This window comes from Streptomyces sp. NPDC004266, from assembly GCF_042874095.1.
Taxonomy (GTDB): domain Bacteria; phylum Actinomycetota; class Actinomycetes; order Streptomycetales; family Streptomycetaceae; genus Streptomyces.
In genome coordinates, this window is the sequence record NZ_JBIAMM010000010.1 from 19,150 (window position 1) to 33,478 (window position 14,329).

The following is a 14,329-nucleotide window of genomic DNA, read 5'->3' on the forward strand; positions in this document are numbered from 1 at the left end:
GTCGCGCTCGGTCGTCTCCCGCAGCTCGGCGGCCTCGGCCGCGATCCGCTCGGCCTCGGCGGTGGCCTCGCCGATGAGGGTGTCGGCCTGCTCGGCGGCGTCGGTGCGGCGCTTGTCGGCGGCCTTGCGGGCCTCGTCGAGGATCTGCTCGGCCTCGGCGCGGGCCTCCGCGCGCAGCGCCTCGGCCTGGGCCTCGCCGTCGGCCTTGACCTGTTCGGCCTCCGTGCGCAGCCGTTCGGCGTCGCGCTCGGTCGTCTCCCGCAGCTCGGCGGCCTCGGCCGCGATCCGCTCGGCCTCGGCGGTGGCCTCGCCGATGAGGGTGTCGGCCTGCTCGGCCGCGTCCGAACGCCGCTTGTCGGCGGCCTTCCGGGCCTCGTCCAGGACCTGCTCGGCCTCGGCGGCGATCCGCTCCGCCTCCGCGCGCGCCTCACCGACCGTCGTCTCGGCGCGCTCGGCGGCCTCCGAACGGATCCGGTTCGCGTCGTCCCGGGCGTCCGCGCGCGTCCGGGCCGCGTCCTGCTCGGCCGAGGCGAGCGAGTCCGTCGCCTCGGTCCGCACCCGCTGCGCGTACTCGGCGGTGTCCGCCCGCAGCTTCTCCGCCTCGGCGAGCGCGTCCGTGACCGTCCGCTCCGCCAGCGCCTTCGCGGCCTCCGACTCCTCCTGGGCACGCGCCCGCACGCGGGCGGCGTCCTCGGACGCCCGCTCCCGCTCCTCGTACGCGTCGGCGCGGACCCGGTCCGCCTCCTCCTGCGCCTCGGTGCGCGTCCGCTCCGCCGCGTGCTCGGCGGCGCTGCGCAGCCCGGCGATCTCCTCCTCGGCCTGCTCGCGCAGACCGGCCACCGAGTCCCGCACCTCCTGGGCGGCTCGCGAGGCGGCGGTGACCATCTCGGTCGCCCGCGCGTCCGCCTCCTCGACCAGGCGCTGCGCCTCGGCCTGCGCCTCCTCCACCCGCTTGCGGGCGGCGGCCAGGAGCTCCTCGGACTGCTCGCGGGCGTGCTCGCGCTCCCGGCCGGCCTCGGAACGGGCCGACTCCAGGGTCTCCTCGGCCTCCCGGCGGCGCCGGTTGGCCTCGTCCCGCGCGGCGGCCAGGGCCTCGGCGGCCTCGGCGGCCACCCTCTCGGCGGCGGCGGCGGCCTCGGCCCGCACCCGGTCGGCGGTCTCCTGGGCCTCCGAGCGCAGTCGCTCGGCCTCCTCGGAAGCCTCCGTGCGCAGCCGTACGGCGACGGACTCGGCCTCCGTACGGGTGGTGGACGCGTCCGACGCGGCCTCGGCGCGCAGCCGCTCGGCCTCCTGCTCGGCCTGCTCCCGGAGGGACCGGATCCGCTCGGCGGCCTCGGTGCGCAGTCGCTCCGTCTCCTCGGCGGCCTCGCGCCGGATCCGCTCGCCCTCGGCCCGCGCGTCGGTGAGCTCCTCACCGGCGGCGGCGACCTTCGCCTCGGCGTCGGCGTGCAGCCGGGCCAGCTCCTCGGCGGCCTCGGCGCGGCGGGCCTCGGCGGCCCGCTCGGCGTCCGCGCGCAGCCCGGCGGCGGCCTGCTCGGCCGCGTCCTTCACCGATTCGGCCTGCTCCTCGGCCTCGGCGCGCAGCCGCTCGGCCTCGGCGCGGGTGCGCTCCAGGGTCTCCTCGGCCTGGGCGCGGAGCGTCTGGGCGCGCTCCATCGCCTCCGACTTGACCCGCTCGCTCTCGGCGCCGGCCTTGGCGCGCAGCTCGTCGGCGTCCGTACGGGCCTTGGTGAGGAGCTCCTCGGCGGTCTTGGCCGCCTCCTCGATCTGCTGGAGGGCCTCGCGGCGGGCCTCGCCGCGGATCCGCTCGCCCTCGTCGACGGCCTCGGAGCGCAGCTGCTCGGCCTCGCCGCGCAGCCGGCGGGCCTCCTCCTGGAGCTCGACCGTCTTGGCGCGGTACTCCTTGGTGTCGTCCTTCGCCGAGCCGAGCAGTTCGTCGGCCTGCTCCCCGGCCTCGGCGCGCAGCCGGTCCGCCTCGGTCTCGGCCTCGCGGCGGACCCGCTCGGCCTCCTCGGCGGCCTTGCGGGTGGTCTCCCGGGCGTCCTCGGACGCCTTGGTGAGGATCTCCTCGGCGCTGCGGGCCGCCTTGGCGAGCGCGGCGGCGGAGTCCTCGGCGGCGGCCGTGAGGGCCTTCTCGGAGGCCTCCGTGACGAGCTTCTCCGCCTCGGCGGTGGCCTCGCGGAGCTTCTCCTCGGCCTCCGCCTTGAGCGCCTCGGCCTCCTTGGTGGCCTCGCCGACGAGCCGGGCGATCTCCGTCTTGGCGGTGCGGGTGCGCTGCTCGTTGACCGACTCGGCGGAGGCGAGCTGCCTGGCGGCGGCCTCCTTGGCCTCGGTGAGGGCCTTCTCGGCCTCGACGCGGGCGAGCCGCAGCTTCTCCTCGGCCTCCTGCATGCGCTGTTCGGCGGCGCGGGAGAGCTCGGTGGCCTGCCGGCGGGCCTGGTCGGTCTCGGCGGCGGTGGTCGAACGGAGCTGCTCGGCGTGGCTGGTGGCCTCCTGCGCCTGGCTGGAGGCGGCGCTCAGGAGCCGCTCGGCGTCCTTGCGGGCGCGCAGCAGAATCGCTTCGGCCTCGGCCCGGGCGGACTCCGCCTCGGCGCCGACGCGGCGGCTGGTCTCCTCGGCGAGGCGGGTGGCCTCGGCTCGGGCGGCGGCGAGCGACTGCTCGGCCTCCGCGCGGGACTCGTCGAGGAGGCGGCGGGCCTGGGACTCCGTGCGGGCGCGCAGCTGTTCGGCCCAGGCGACGTTCTCGTTGACGTGCGCCTCGACGGTCTGGCGGCGTTCGTTGAGCTCCTGGTCGAGCTGCTGGCGGCGCTGGACGGCCTCGTTGTGCAGCTCGGCCTGGAGCCGGGCCTGGTGCTCGGCGTGCTCCTGGAGGATCCGCTGGGTCTGGGCGCGGGCCTCGCGCAGCTCGCGCTCGGCGTCCTGACGGAGCTGTTCGGCCTGCGCCTGAGCGTTCCGCAGCAGCTGCTCGGCCTGGTAGCCGATGTCGGCGCTGTCGTACGCGGGCCGGGACGCGATGGTGCGGCGCGCCTCGTGGAGCTTGGCGCGCAAGACCTCGACCTGGTAGCCCAGGTCCTCGGCATGCTGGACGGCCTTCTCGCGTTCGGTCTTCAGCCGGTCCATCTCGGCTTCGAACCTGGCGAGATGGTCGTCTTCAGCTCGGTGGCTCTCCTGGCGTTCGTAGCCCCGCACTGCGCGGTCCCATCCTTCCCCGAGCTCTTCGAGCAGGGGATACCCCAACCCTGATCGGCAACTCCTACGAGCACGCCCTCACGGTCGAGGACGGACCCCCGGGGAATCGTGGCAGATCGGACGACCCCGACATCCCGACTTCGGTGCCGCACGGAGCGGCCCCGACCGGCCCCGGCCCGGAGTCGCCCACTCTACCGGGCCAGGAATCCGGTGGTCAGTGCTCCGCTGAGGAGTGGTCAGCGGACGGCTTCGCCGAGGTGACCAGTTCCGTGAGCACGCCGTGGCAGTCCTTGGGGTGGAGGAAGGTGATCCGGGAGCCCATGGAGCCGATCCGCGGCTCGTCGTAGAGGACCCGGACGCCCTTGGAGCGGATGTCCTCGGCGTCCCCGTCGACGTCGGCCGTGCCGAAGGCGATGTGGTGCACGCCCTCGCCGTTCTTGGCGAGCCACTTGCCCACCGCGGAGTCCTCCCGGGTGGGCTCCAGGAGCTGGAGGTAGGAGGCCCCGCCGTCGGAGGTCTCGTTGATCTTGAGCATGGCCTCGCGGACGCCCTGCTCCTCGTTGACCTCGGAGTGGAAGACCTCGAAACCGTACGTGGCACGGTAGAACTCGACGGTCTTGTCCAGGTCGAAGCAGGCGATCCCGATGTGGTCGATACGCGTCAGCATGGCTCCAGTGCACCCCCGACGGGGTGGTTACGCAACGTGCGCGCCGTCACACCGGCAGGCCGGTGACCGGGCGCCGCACCGCTCAGTACATTGGCGGTAAACCCTCGTTCACTCCTCATCCCAAGGGGCCGTGCCTCATGTCTGGAACGACCGGTACCACCTCAGTGATCGTCGCGGGCGCCCGCACGCCCATGGGTCGCCTGCTCGGCTCGCTCAAGTCCTTCTCGGGCGCCGACCTCGGCGGCTTCGCCATCAAGGCGGCCCTCGACCGGGCCGGCATCGGCGGCGACCAGGTGCAGTACGTGATCATGGGCCAGGTGCTCCAGGCGGGCGCCGGCCAGATCCCCGCCCGTCAGGCCGCCGTCAAGGCCGGCATCCCGATGAACGTCCCCGCGCTCACCATCAACAAGGTGTGTCTGTCGGGTCTCGACGCCATCGCGCTGGCGGACCAGCTCATCCGCGCGGGCGAGTTCGACGTCGTCGTGGCCGGCGGCCAGGAGTCGATGACGAACGCCCCGCACCTGCTGCCGAAGTCCCGCGAGGGCTTCAAGTACGGCGCGATCGAGATGCTCGACGCCATGGCGTACGACGGCCTCACCGACTCCTTCGAGGGCATCGCCATGGGCGAGTCCACGGAGAAGCACAACACCCGCCTGGGCATCCCGCGCGACGTCCAGGACGAGATCGCCGCGCTGTCGCACCAGCGCGCCGCCGCCGCCCAGAAGAACGGCATCTTCGAGGCCGAGATCACCCCGGTCGAGATCCCGCAGCGCAAGGGCGAGCCGGTCGTCTTCTCCCAGGACGAGGGCATCCGCGCCGAGACCACCGTCGAGTCCCTCGGCAAGCTGCGTCCGGCCTTCGCCAAGGACGGCACCATCACCGCCGGCACCTCCTCGCAGATCTCCGACGGCGCCGCCGCGGTGGTCGTGATGAGCAAGGCCAAGGCCGAGGAGCTGGGCCTGGAGTGGATCGCCGAGATCGGCGCCCACGGCAACGTGGCCGGCCCGGACAACTCGCTCCAGTCGCAGCCGTCCAACGCGATCCTGCACGCCCTCGAGAAGGAGGGCCTGACCGTCGAGGACCTCGACCTGATCGAGATCAACGAGGCCTTCGCCGCCGTCGCCCACCAGTCAATGAAGGACCTCGGCGTTACCCCCGAGAAGGTGAACGTCAACGGTGGCGCGATCGCCCTCGGCCACCCCATCGGCATGTCCGGCGCCCGCGTCGTGCTGCACCTCGCCCTGGAGCTCAAGCGGCGCGGCGGCGGCATCGGCGCGGCGGCCCTCTGCGGCGGCGGCGGCCAGGGCGACGCGCTGATCGTCCGCGTGTCCGGCAAGTAAGCGGCATCCGACCGAGGAGCAGCGCAGATGGTGGACGTCCCCGAACTCGTCGCCCGGGCACGGGAGGGCCGGCCGCGGGCCGTGGCCCGGCTGATCTCCCTGGTGGAGGGGGCGTCCCCGCAGCTGCGCGAGGTGATGGCGGCGCTCGCGCCGCTCACCGGCGGCGCGTACGTGGTGGGCCTGACCGGCTCGCCGGGCGTGGGCAAGTCCACGTCGACGTCCGCGCTGGTCTCCGCGTACCGCCGGGTCGGCAAGCGGGTCGGCGTGCTCGCCGTCGACCCGTCCTCGCCCTTCAGCGGGGGAGCGCTCCTCGGCGACCGGGTCCGGATGTCGGAGCACGCCTCCGACCCGGGCGTCTACATCCGCTCCATGGCGACCCGCGGCCACCTGGGCGGGCTCGCCTGGTCCGCCCCGCAGGCCATTCGCGTCCTGGACGCGGCCGGCTGCGAGGTGATCCTGGTGGAGACCGTGGGCGTCGGCCAGTCGGAGGTGGAGATCGCCTCCCAGGCCGACACCTCGGTGGTCCTGCTCGCGCCGGGCATGGGCGACGGGATCCAGGCCGCGAAGGCGGGCATCCTGGAGATCGGCGACGTGTACGTGGTGAACAAGGCCGACCGGGACGGCGCGGACGCCACCGCCCGCGAGCTCAACCACATGCTGGGGCTCGGCGAGGCGCGGGCGGCGGGCGACTGGCGGCCGCCGATCGTGAAGACGGTCGCGGCGCGCGGCGAGGGCGTCGACGAGGTCGTGGAGGCCCTGGAGAAGCACCGTGCCTGGATGGAGGAGGGCGGGGTCCTGGCGGAGCGCCGCCGGTCCCGTGCCGCCCGCGAGGTGGAGACCATCGCGGTCACGGCCCTGCGCGAGCGGATCGGCGACCTGCGCGGCGACCGGCGCCTGGACGCGCTGGCCGAGCGGATCGTGGCGGGCGGCCTGGACCCGTACGCCGCCGCCGACGAGCTGGTCGCGAGCCTGACCGGAAACTGAGCTCCGAGGCGTACGGAAAGGGCCTCTCCGGTCGTCCGGGGAGGCCCTTCCACATATGTCAGGTCATGTGCCGGGTCACGGCTTGCCGCGGCGGCCGCGGAGCTGCTCGGCGATCGGCTTCAGGGACTCGTGGAGGTCGCCGAGGGCCTCGGCGCTGAGCTGGTCGATGAAGTGCTTGCGCACCGACTCGACGTGGTGCGGGGCGACCTTGCGCATGGTCTCCATGCCGTCGTCGGTCAGGACGGCGTAGAGTCCACGGCGGTCGGACTCGCAGTTCTCGCGCCGTACGAGACCGGCGTTCTCCATGCGGGTGATCTGGTGGGAGAGCCGGCTCTTCGACTGGAGGGTGGCGGCGGCGAGGTCGCTCATGCGCAGCCGCCGTTCCGCCGACTCCGAGAGGTTCACCAGGATCTCGTAGTCGTTCATCGTCAGGCCGAAGGGCTGGAGGTCCCGCTCCAGCTGGTACGTCAGCATTCTCTGGACGTCCAGGAACGTGCGCCAGGCGCACTGCTCGCCGTCGGTGAGCCAGGGGGTGGCCGTCTCGGTCTCCATATATGGATTCTACCTAAGAAGTTGAATACTTGACGAAGTCTGGGAGTGTGACGCCGCGCACCACGCACCGGGCGCCCCTGGCCCGGCGCGGCGCAGACGTTCGAGGACGTCACACTCCGCAGACTACCGGCTACAGGCCGAAGCGACGCTGGAGGTCGCCGAGCTGGCCGGGAAGGCGCGGTACCGAACCCAGCGGCCCCTGGCCGGAACCGGGCGCCCCGTGCCCGCCCGGAACGCCCGCCTGCGCCGGCGGCGCGCCGGTCGCCCGCTCCGGCATCAGCAGCTCCGTCGACTGGAGCAGCACCGTGCCCGCGCCGACGAACTCGAACTGGTGCTCCTCGCCCGAGGTGCCGCCGATGCCCGTCAGCGCGCGGACGCCGCCCATCACGCCCGTCATGTAGCCGTGGTCGTAGTGGTGACAGGGCGAGGGGCAGTCCGCCCAGCCGACGAGCGCCTGCGGGTCCACCCGCATCGGCGGCTCCATGAAGACCACCGGGCCGTTCGACGCGGCCACGAACTTGCCCGTGCCGATCAGCGTCACGAAGCCCGGCACGATCGACTGCTTCAGCGCCAGCGTCGGCTGGTAGGCCAGCAGGTTCCCCGAGCGGATCGTCAGGTTGCCGTCGTCCAGGTCGTACGAGTTCACGTCGAAGGCCCGGTCCGCGAGCAGCATCTTCCCGCTGCCCTCCGCCACCACCCAGTCGCTCGCGTGCAGCGGCGAGTGGAAGGACGTCCGCACCAGCCGGTCGAGACGGCCGTGCCCGATGCCGTTGAACTCGATCCGCCCGTAGTAGGCGATCATCTTGCCCTTCTGCAGGAACCACTGGGAGCCCTTGAGCTCCACGCAGAAGGTGTACGGATTGACGTTGTCGTCCGACGGCAGGGAGTGCGGGTCGTGGATGACAGGGGTGCTCACAGCTTCTCCTCCGAGGCCTGGACGTACACCACGCCGTTGCCGCTCAGCTCCAGCTGGAACGCCTCGCCGGAGCCGCGCCCCACCATGTCGCGCCAGCCCAGCGCCGTGGAGAGCTTGTTCCGCACGTCGCCGCGGTGCGCCACGTACGCCTGCGGGTCGACGTGGACCGGGCGGGCCGGGGAGATCGGCAGCTCGATGACGCCGCCGTGCGCCATGACCGCCACCGAGCCGTGGCCCTTCAGGGTCGTGGTGAAGAGGCCCTGACCGGTCACCTGGCCGCGGACCATGCCCATGACCCCGCCCTGCGAGCCCATGAACATCGTGCCCTGCTCCAGGGTCCCGTCGAAGGCGAGGAGCCGGTCGGCCTCGACGTACAGGGTGTCGCCCGTCAGTGCGATCACCTGGATGTGGTGGCCGCCGTGCCCGAACATCACCGTGCCGCTGCCCTCGACGGTCATCAGCGGGGTCGCCTCGCCGGCCACCCGGCGGCCGATCATCGACATCAGGCCGCCCTGGCCGCCCGCCATGTTCGGCGTGAAAGTGACGTCGCCGCGGTAGGCGAGCATCGCGCCGCGCTGACTGAACATCCGCTGCCCGGGGACGACGGTCGCCTCGACCATCTTCGAGTTGATCTCGCGGAACGGCATCAGACGTCACCCCCGATCGTGTTCCGCTCGCTCGGCTGGACGTACACGAGCCCGTCGCCCTCGAAGCGGATCTGGAACGCCTCGCCGCCGCCCTCGCCCATCAGGGTGCGGAAGGTCACACCGGACTGGAAGTGCTGCTGGAGGTTGCCCTGGTGGGCGATGTACGCGCCGGGGTCCACCTGGAGCGGGTACTGCGGGGTCACCCGCAGCACCACCGCCGGGCCGTCCGACATGATCGCCGCCTGGCCCGTGCCCTCGACGGTCGTGGTGAAGAGGCCGTTGCCGGTGGCGCCGCCGCGCAGGCCCGTGAAGGTGGTGCCGGTGCGCAGCCCCGCGTCGGTGCAGAGCAGATTGCTCGCCTCCACCCACAGCTTGTCGCCGTGCAGGGAGACGAGGTTGATCTCGGACGCCCGGTCGGCGAACCAGCAGGTCCCCTGGCCGCGTACCTCCATCACCTCCATCTGCTCACCGGTGAGCCGGCGGGTCACCATGCCGCGCAGGCCCTCACCGCCACCGCTCATCTTCTTGAACGCCATCTGGCCGTCGTAGGCGACCATCGAGCCGTTCTTCGCCTTGACGGCGTCGCCGGTCATGGAGACGGCGAGCACTTTGCTGCCTTGGAGTCGGAACGTTGCCACCCCAGGAAGGTACTGGGCCCCCGGACAAAGGGACAGCAAAGTCGCCGTGCACAATGGACGGGCCCTTGTGCATCCGTTCACAAGACCGAACGAAGGTGACCCCCTCCGTGGACATCAAGACCGCTTCCTCCCTCCACCGGCTCCGGCTCGTCTCCGCGCCGGAGGCCGTCTCGTTCCTGCTCCTGCTGGTCTGCTCGGTGCTCAAGCGGACGACGGACTTCAACGCGGTGCCGGTCATGGGCGCGATCCACGGCATCCTGTTCGTCCTGTACGTCCTCTTCTGGCTGGACGCCTGGAACCGCACCAAGTGGAGCTTCAAGGTCGCCGCCCTCTACTTCGTCCTCTCGGTGCTGCCCCTGGGCGGCTTCTACGCCGAGCGGAAGCTGAAGCGCGAGGCCGAGGACGCGGTCATCGCCTCCCGCGCGCGTCGCGAAGGCGTGGTCAACGCATGATCGTCGCGTTCTCGGTCACCCCGCTGGGCGTGGGGGAAGAGGTCGGCGAGTACGTCGCCGACGCCGTCCGGGTCGTCCGGGAGTCCGGGCTGCCGAACCGCACCGACGCCATGTTCACCTCGATCGAGGGCGAGAGCTGGGACGAGGTCATGGACGTCGTCAAGCGGGCCGTCGCCGCCGTCGAGGCCCGCGCCCCGCGCGTCTCCGTGGTGATGAAGGTCGACATCCGTCCGGGCGTGACGGACGGCCTGACCGCCAAGGTGGAGACGGTGGAGCGCCACCTCGGCGCCTGACGTCCCCGCAGTCCCGGCACCTGTAGCCCCTGGCCCTTCCCGTAGGGCCGGGGGCTTCTTCGTGCCCTGCGGTTGAGCGAGTGCTCAAAATCGGCTACCTTCCCTCCCGAGGCAGTCTTGAGCAGTCGCTCAAAATGCCGGATGGGCTGGGGGAACAGCCATGGGTCTCTACATCGAGACACACGTGCGCGCCGATCTGGAGACGCTCTGGGAACGCACGCAGGAACCCGACCGCCACCAGCGGTGGGACCTGCGGTTCACGGAGATCTCCTACCTCCCGCGCGCCGAGGGCGAGCCCCAGCACTTCCGCTACGCGACCCGCGTCCTGCCCTTCCTGGCCGTCGCCGGCACCGGTGTCTCCGCGGGGGAGCGCCACCGGGCCGGCGGCGACCGGGTCTCCGCCCTCCGGTTCGCCTCGCCGCACCCGCTCTCGCTCCTCGCCGAGGGCAGCGGGTACTGGCGGTACGTGCCCACCCAGGACGGCATCCGCTTCCTGACCGGCTACGACTACCGGCCCCGCTGGGGCCTCGCCGGGAAGCTCGCCGACCGGTTTCTCTTCCGGCCCCTCATGGGCTGGGCCACCGCCTGGTCCTTCGACCGGCTGCGGCTCTGGTGCGAGGACGGGATCGCCCCGGAACGCTCACGGAACCGCTGGCTCCTCGAACTCGTCGCCCGGATCCTGCTCGTGGCCGTGCCGTGGGCGGCGGCCTCGCTGCCGCCGGGGCCGCTGTGGCTCGCCCCTGTGCCCCTCACCGTCCTCGGGCTCGCTCTCGCCGTCCTCGTCCCGCCCTCGTCGCGCACCCCCGCCGCCCGGCGCTGTCTGCGCACCCCGCCCGCCCGCCACCGGGAGCCCCGGCTCCTCGCCGCCCTGGAGCAGCCATGACCTCGATCTTCCGCACCGCCATGGGGGACGCCGAGTTCGAGCGGCTCCACCCCGAGCTCCAGCGGCGCTTCTCCGTCGGGCTCGCGAGCGGCGAGCTGTGCGTCGGCCGGGGCGTCATGGACCGCGTCTGGCACGGCCGGGCCTTCGTGAAGCCCTTCCTCGCGCTCGGCGGGCTGCGGAACATCCTGCTGCCCCGCACCGGCCGCGACGTCCCCTTCACCATCGAGAACGTGCCCTACGCCGACTCGTACGGACGGGAGACCGTCACCTTCGTCCGCACCTTCGCCCTGCCCGGCGGCCCCCGGCGCTTCGACGCCACCATGGTCCACAGCCCCGAGCGCGACTGCGTCCTCGACTACCTGGGCACCCACCAGCACCTCGCCAGCGACCTGCACCCCACCGCCCAGCCCGACGGCTCGCTCCTCATCACCTCCGGCGAACACCGCTTCCGCGAGGGCCCCGTGGACGTGCGCGTCCCGGAGGTCCTGGCCGGCCGGGCCGAGGTGCGCGAGTCCTTCGACGAGCGCACCGGCCGCTTCCGCATCGACGTCAGGGTCGTCAACCGCCGCTTCGGCCCCCTCTTCGGCTACCACGGGTCCTTCACCGCCGCCTACGCCGACGTACGCTCCACCGGGGTGCGCGCGGGGCTGCGCCCGGTGCGCGAGGAGGTACGGGTGTGAGCGGGCGGACCGCGGCGGGTGCGAAGGCGCAGGACGCCAGGAGTCGGGAGACCCGGGAGAAACTGCTCGACGGCGCCCTGCGCACCCTCGTCGAGCAGGGCATCGCCAAGGCCTCCGCACGGGCGATCGCGACCACCGCCGGGGTCAACCAGGCCCTGGTCTTCTACCACTTCGGCTCCGTCGACGAACTGCTCTCCGCCGCCTGCCGGCACGGCGCCGAGCAGCGGGTGGCCCGCCACCGGGAACGGCTCCGCTCCGTCGGCAGCCTCTCCGAACTGCTCGCCTTCGGACGCGAGATGCACACCGAGGAGCGGGACGCCGGCCATGTCGCCGTCCTCGGACAGCTGCTCGCCGGTGCCCAGACCCACCCCCGGCTCGCCCCCGCCACCGCCGCCGGACTCGACCTGTGGATCGCCGAGATCGAGCAGGTCCTCGTCCGCGTCCTCGCCGGGACCCCCCTCGCCGGGTTCACCGACCCCGCCGGACTCGCCCGCGCGGTCGCCGCCTCCTTCGTCGGGCTCGAACTCTACGAAGGGGTCGATCCGGCGGGCGCGGAGGCCGCGCTCACCGCGCTCGAACAGCTCGGCGCCCTGATGGCCGCGGTCGAGGAGCTCAACCCGGTGGCACGGAAGGCCGTCACGTACACCCTGCGCCGCCGCCTCGACAGGCCCTAGGGGCCCGGGTCCGGCTGCGACAGCGTGATGCCCAGCGGCGTCCGCTCGTACAGCACCTGGTGGCCGTACCGCCGCGAGGTCAGCAGCCCCGCGTCCCGCAGCACCGACAGGTGCGAGGAGACGGAGGAGGGCGCCCGGCCGAGGAGATGGGCGAGCGCCGTCGTCCCCATCGGCTCGGCCAAGGCGCACAGGACGTTCGCCCGCACCGGGCCGAGCAGCCGGGCCAGCGCCTCCGGCGTGCGTCCCGCGGCCTCCGTCCACAGTCCGCCGATCCCGCGCGCCGGATAGACCACCGTCGGCTGCCAGGGCGGGTCGAAGCCGCTCACCACGTCGGGCCAGGTGAACACCGACGGCATCAGGACGAGCCCCCGTCCCTCCAGCGGCCGGTCGTGCTCGCCGGGATAGTCCACCCGCAGCGTGGCCGTCTCCGCCGCCCAGTCGAAGGCCGGGTGCAGCTCGCCGAGGAGCCGTTCGAGCCCGCCCTCCGCGAGCCGCCGCGAGTGGTACGCCACGTCCGCCTCCAGGAGCGCGCGCAGCCGGGGCCAGTCGGGCGCGACCAGCGCCTCCCAGGCGGCCCGGAGCAGCTCGGCCAGCCGCTCCACCGCCCCGGCGGGGTCGGCGAGCATCCGGCGTCCCTCCGCCGTGTCCGCCGCCCCCGGCGTCTCGGCGAGCGCCCGCTCGAAGTCGTCGAGGGCGAGCGCCGGGTCGGTCTCCCGCACGGCCGCGATCTCCTCCTCGAAAGAGGCGGCGGGGCCGAGCGGCGGCGGATAGAGGAAGTCCGGGTTGTGCCCGCGCAACGGCATCAGCAGCTGGAGCGGCGCGAGGTCGACCCCGCGCGCGGCGTCCGCGATCCGCCGCAGCCACGGCAGGTGGTAGCCCTGCTTCCCGGGCCGCGCCAGGACCCGCACGGCGGAGTGCGTCTCCCAGAGCGGCGAGATCGCGAACCGGATCCGCAGCGGGTCGGCCTCGCCGAAACGCAGGTGGTACGGCACGGGCCCTCCGGAAGCCGTGGCGGAACATTCGCCTGGATCCGAAAGTCTAGGGCGCGGCCCCCGCGCCCGGCAGGCTGCGCCCATGCCCGAGAACGACACCCGGGCGCCCTTCCCGGCGCCCGCGCCCACCCCTGCCCCCGAGCCGCGCGTCCCCGCCGCCACCGCCACAGCCCTTGAGACCGGGGCCGGGACCCAGGCCGGACCCGCGTCCCCCGGCTACCGCGCCGTCTTCGCCGTGCGCGAGTTCCGGTTCGTGTTCGCGGCGCACCTGTCCTCGCTCCTCGGCGTCGTCGTCAGTGAGCTCGCGCTCACCGTGCTCGTGTACGACATGACGCGGTCGCCGCTGCTCTCCTCGCTCACCTTCGCGCTCGGCTTCCTGCCGTACCTCCTCGGCGGCACCCTCCTCGCCGGGCTCACCGACCGGATCCCGCCCCGTCGGCTCCTCGTCGTCTGCGACCTCGTCTGCGCCGGCTGCGTCGCGGTCATGGCCGCGCCCGCCACCCCCGTCGCCCTCCTGCTCGTGCTGCGCTGCGCCATCGCCGTCGTCTCGCCCGTCTTCAACGGCACCCGCATGGCGACCCTCGCCGACATCCTCGGCGAGGGCGACCTCTTCGTCCTCGGGCGCTCGCTGCTGCGGATCGTGTCCCAGAGCGCCCTGCTCACCGGCTTCGCCGCCGGCGGCGCGCTCCTCACCGTCGTCCCGCCCCGCGGCGCCCTCGTCGTCACCGCCGCCACCTTCCTCGCCTCCGCGCTCCTGCTGAGGCTCGGCACCGCCCGCCGGCCGGCCAGGGCGGGCGGCGAGGCGAGCGGGCTCTCCGGGACCTTCGCCGTGCTGCGGAACCGGCGCGTGCGCGCCCTCATGCTGATGTTCTGGGCGCCGCCGCTCTTCGCCGTCGTCCCCGAGGCCCTCGCCGCCCCCTACGCCGACCAGATCGGCGTCTCCACCGCCGCCCTCGGTCTCCTCATGTGCGCCCTGCCCGTCGGCACCATCACGGGCGAGCTCCTCGCCGGATCGTTCCTCTCCGCCGCCGCCCGCTCCCGGATCGTGCTGCCGCTCGCCGTCACCGGCGTCCTGCCGTACCTGCTGTACGCCCCCGAGCCGGGCGTCGCCCTCGCGGCCGTCGCCCTGTTCCTGGCCGGCGCCACCGGGGCGTACACCCTCGGTCTCGACGCCTGGTTCGTCGCCGCCGTCCCCGAGGAGCAGCGGGGGAGGGCCATGACCCTGATGACCGCGGGCATGATGACCGTGCAGGGCGTCGGCATGGCCGGGGCCGGGATCGCGGCCGAGTTCGTCCCCGTGCACGCGGTCGTCGCGGGCACCGGCGTCCTCGGCACGCTCTGCCTCCTCGCCGCCGCTGTCGAGCTGCGGGCGACCGAAGGGCGAGACGGGGCTGACCGCCATATGACCAGTCGGTAAGGTCG

The 14,329-nt window shown here is 73.3% G+C and carries 15 protein-coding genes; 8 read left to right on the plus strand and 7 right to left on the minus strand.

Annotation, left to right across the window (positions count from 1 at the left end):
* Both scy and mce read right to left on the minus strand, forming a co-directional pair.
* On the minus strand, positions 1-3,189 hold a 3,189-nt coding region (scy, locus tag ACFYUZ_RS23430), incomplete at its 3' end, for a polarized growth protein Scy (protein WP_389312233.1).
* Between the two features lie 214 nt (positions 3,190-3,403).
* Positions 3,404-3,856, minus strand: a complete 453-nt coding sequence (gene mce, locus ACFYUZ_RS23435; RefSeq protein ID WP_389312235.1) for a methylmalonyl-CoA epimerase — start codon at positions 3,854-3,856, stop codon at positions 3,404-3,406.
* Positions 3,857-3,993: 137 nt separating this feature from the next.
* On the opposite strand from mce, the gene ACFYUZ_RS23440 reads away from it, so the two are divergent.
* The gene (locus tag ACFYUZ_RS23440; RefSeq protein WP_389312237.1) at positions 3,994-5,196 is read left to right on the plus strand and encodes an acetyl-CoA C-acetyltransferase; all 1,203 of its coding nucleotides are present in this window, start codon (positions 3,994-3,996) and stop codon (positions 5,194-5,196) included.
* A gap of 27 nt (positions 5,197-5,223) precedes the next feature.
* Positions 5,224-6,180 (plus strand): methylmalonyl Co-A mutase-associated GTPase MeaB, encoded by a 957-nt coding sequence (meaB, locus tag ACFYUZ_RS23445; RefSeq protein WP_389312239.1) that lies wholly within the window; start codon positions 5,224-5,226, stop codon positions 6,178-6,180.
* Between the two features lie 75 nt (positions 6,181-6,255).
* Here meaB and ACFYUZ_RS23450 read toward each other — a convergent pair whose 3' ends face one another.
* The 4 genes from ACFYUZ_RS23450 to ACFYUZ_RS23465 form a co-directional block, all read right to left on the minus strand.
* The gene (locus ACFYUZ_RS23450) at positions 6,256-6,732 is read right to left on the minus strand and encodes a MarR family winged helix-turn-helix transcriptional regulator (protein WP_389312241.1); all 477 of its coding nucleotides are present in this window, start codon (positions 6,730-6,732) and stop codon (positions 6,256-6,258) included.
* A gap of 130 nt (positions 6,733-6,862) precedes the next feature.
* Complete coding sequence (locus tag ACFYUZ_RS23455; protein ID WP_389312243.1) at positions 6,863-7,648, minus strand: AIM24 family protein; 786 nt, start codon at positions 7,646-7,648, stop codon at positions 6,863-6,865.
* A complete protein-coding gene (locus tag ACFYUZ_RS23460; protein WP_389312245.1) occupies positions 7,645-8,295 on the minus strand; it encodes an AIM24 family protein in 651 nt (216 codons plus the stop codon). The genes ACFYUZ_RS23455 and ACFYUZ_RS23460 overlap by 4 nt, the downstream gene beginning before the upstream one ends.
* On the minus strand, positions 8,295-8,933 hold the full coding sequence (locus ACFYUZ_RS23465; protein ID WP_041662875.1) for an AIM24 family protein: 639 nt from the start codon (positions 8,931-8,933) through the stop codon (positions 8,295-8,297). Before ACFYUZ_RS23465 ends, ACFYUZ_RS23460 begins: the two co-directional genes overlap by 1 nt.
* A 107-nt stretch (positions 8,934-9,040) precedes the next feature.
* Here ACFYUZ_RS23465 and ACFYUZ_RS23470 point away from each other — a divergent pair, with 107 nt between their 5' ends.
* From ACFYUZ_RS23470 to ACFYUZ_RS23490, 5 genes are all read left to right on the plus strand, one after another.
* Positions 9,041-9,385: a DUF3817 domain-containing protein gene (locus ACFYUZ_RS23470; RefSeq protein WP_123455442.1), complete on the plus strand. Its 345-nt coding sequence runs from the start codon at positions 9,041-9,043 to the stop codon at positions 9,383-9,385.
* Positions 9,382-9,678 carry an MTH1187 family thiamine-binding protein gene (locus ACFYUZ_RS23475; protein ID WP_030693300.1) on the plus strand — a complete coding sequence of 99 codons (297 nt, stop codon included), beginning with the start codon at positions 9,382-9,384 and terminating at the stop codon, positions 9,676-9,678. Before ACFYUZ_RS23470 ends, ACFYUZ_RS23475 begins: the two co-directional genes overlap by 4 nt.
* Positions 9,679-9,838: 160 nt before the next feature.
* A complete protein-coding gene (locus ACFYUZ_RS23480) occupies positions 9,839-10,561 on the plus strand; it encodes a hypothetical protein (RefSeq protein WP_389312247.1) in 723 nt (240 codons plus the stop codon).
* Positions 10,558-11,241 (plus strand): DUF4166 domain-containing protein, encoded by a 684-nt coding sequence (locus ACFYUZ_RS23485; protein ID WP_389312249.1) that lies wholly within the window; start codon positions 10,558-10,560, stop codon positions 11,239-11,241. The genes ACFYUZ_RS23480 and ACFYUZ_RS23485 overlap by 4 nt, the downstream gene beginning before the upstream one ends.
* The gene (locus ACFYUZ_RS23490; RefSeq protein WP_389312251.1) at positions 11,238-11,915 is read left to right on the plus strand and encodes a TetR/AcrR family transcriptional regulator; all 678 of its coding nucleotides are present in this window, start codon (positions 11,238-11,240) and stop codon (positions 11,913-11,915) included. The genes ACFYUZ_RS23485 and ACFYUZ_RS23490 overlap by 4 nt, the downstream gene beginning before the upstream one ends.
* On the opposite strand, the gene ACFYUZ_RS23495 is transcribed toward ACFYUZ_RS23490, so the two are convergent.
* Positions 11,912-12,907 (minus strand): DUF5937 family protein, encoded by a 996-nt coding sequence (locus tag ACFYUZ_RS23495; RefSeq protein WP_389312253.1) that lies wholly within the window; start codon positions 12,905-12,907, stop codon positions 11,912-11,914. The two genes, ACFYUZ_RS23490 and ACFYUZ_RS23495, sit on opposite strands and share 4 nt — an antisense overlap.
* Before the next feature lie 82 nt (positions 12,908-12,989).
* Between ACFYUZ_RS23495 and ACFYUZ_RS23500 the strand changes: the two genes are divergently transcribed.
* Positions 12,990-14,324: an MFS transporter gene (locus tag ACFYUZ_RS23500; protein WP_389312255.1), complete on the plus strand. Its 1,335-nt coding sequence runs from the start codon at positions 12,990-12,992 to the stop codon at positions 14,322-14,324.
* The last annotated feature ends 5 nt before the right edge of the window (positions 14,325-14,329 follow it).

Coding starts and splice junctions, on each gene's coding strand:
- mce (WP_389312235.1), bottom strand. CDS start 3,856: ATGCTGACGCGTATCGACCACATCGGGATCGCCTGCTTCGACCTGGAC.
- ACFYUZ_RS23440 (WP_389312237.1), top strand. CDS start 3,994: ATGTCTGGAACGACCGGTACCACCTCAGTGATCGTCGCGGGCGCCCGC.
- meaB (WP_389312239.1), top strand. CDS start 5,224: ATGGTGGACGTCCCCGAACTCGTCGCCCGGGCACGGGAGGGCCGGCCG.
- ACFYUZ_RS23450 (WP_389312241.1), bottom strand. CDS start 6,732: ATGGAGACCGAGACGGCCACCCCCTGGCTCACCGACGGCGAGCAGTGC.
- ACFYUZ_RS23460 (WP_389312245.1), bottom strand. CDS start 8,295: ATGCCGTTCCGCGAGATCAACTCGAAGATGGTCGAGGCGACCGTCGTC.
- ACFYUZ_RS23475 (WP_030693300.1), top strand. CDS start 9,382: ATGATCGTCGCGTTCTCGGTCACCCCGCTGGGCGTGGGGGAAGAGGTC.
- ACFYUZ_RS23480 (WP_389312247.1), top strand. CDS start 9,839: ATGGGTCTCTACATCGAGACACACGTGCGCGCCGATCTGGAGACGCTC.
- ACFYUZ_RS23485 (WP_389312249.1), top strand. CDS start 10,558: ATGACCTCGATCTTCCGCACCGCCATGGGGGACGCCGAGTTCGAGCGG.
- ACFYUZ_RS23500 (WP_389312255.1), top strand. CDS start 12,990: ATGCCCGAGAACGACACCCGGGCGCCCTTCCCGGCGCCCGCGCCCACC.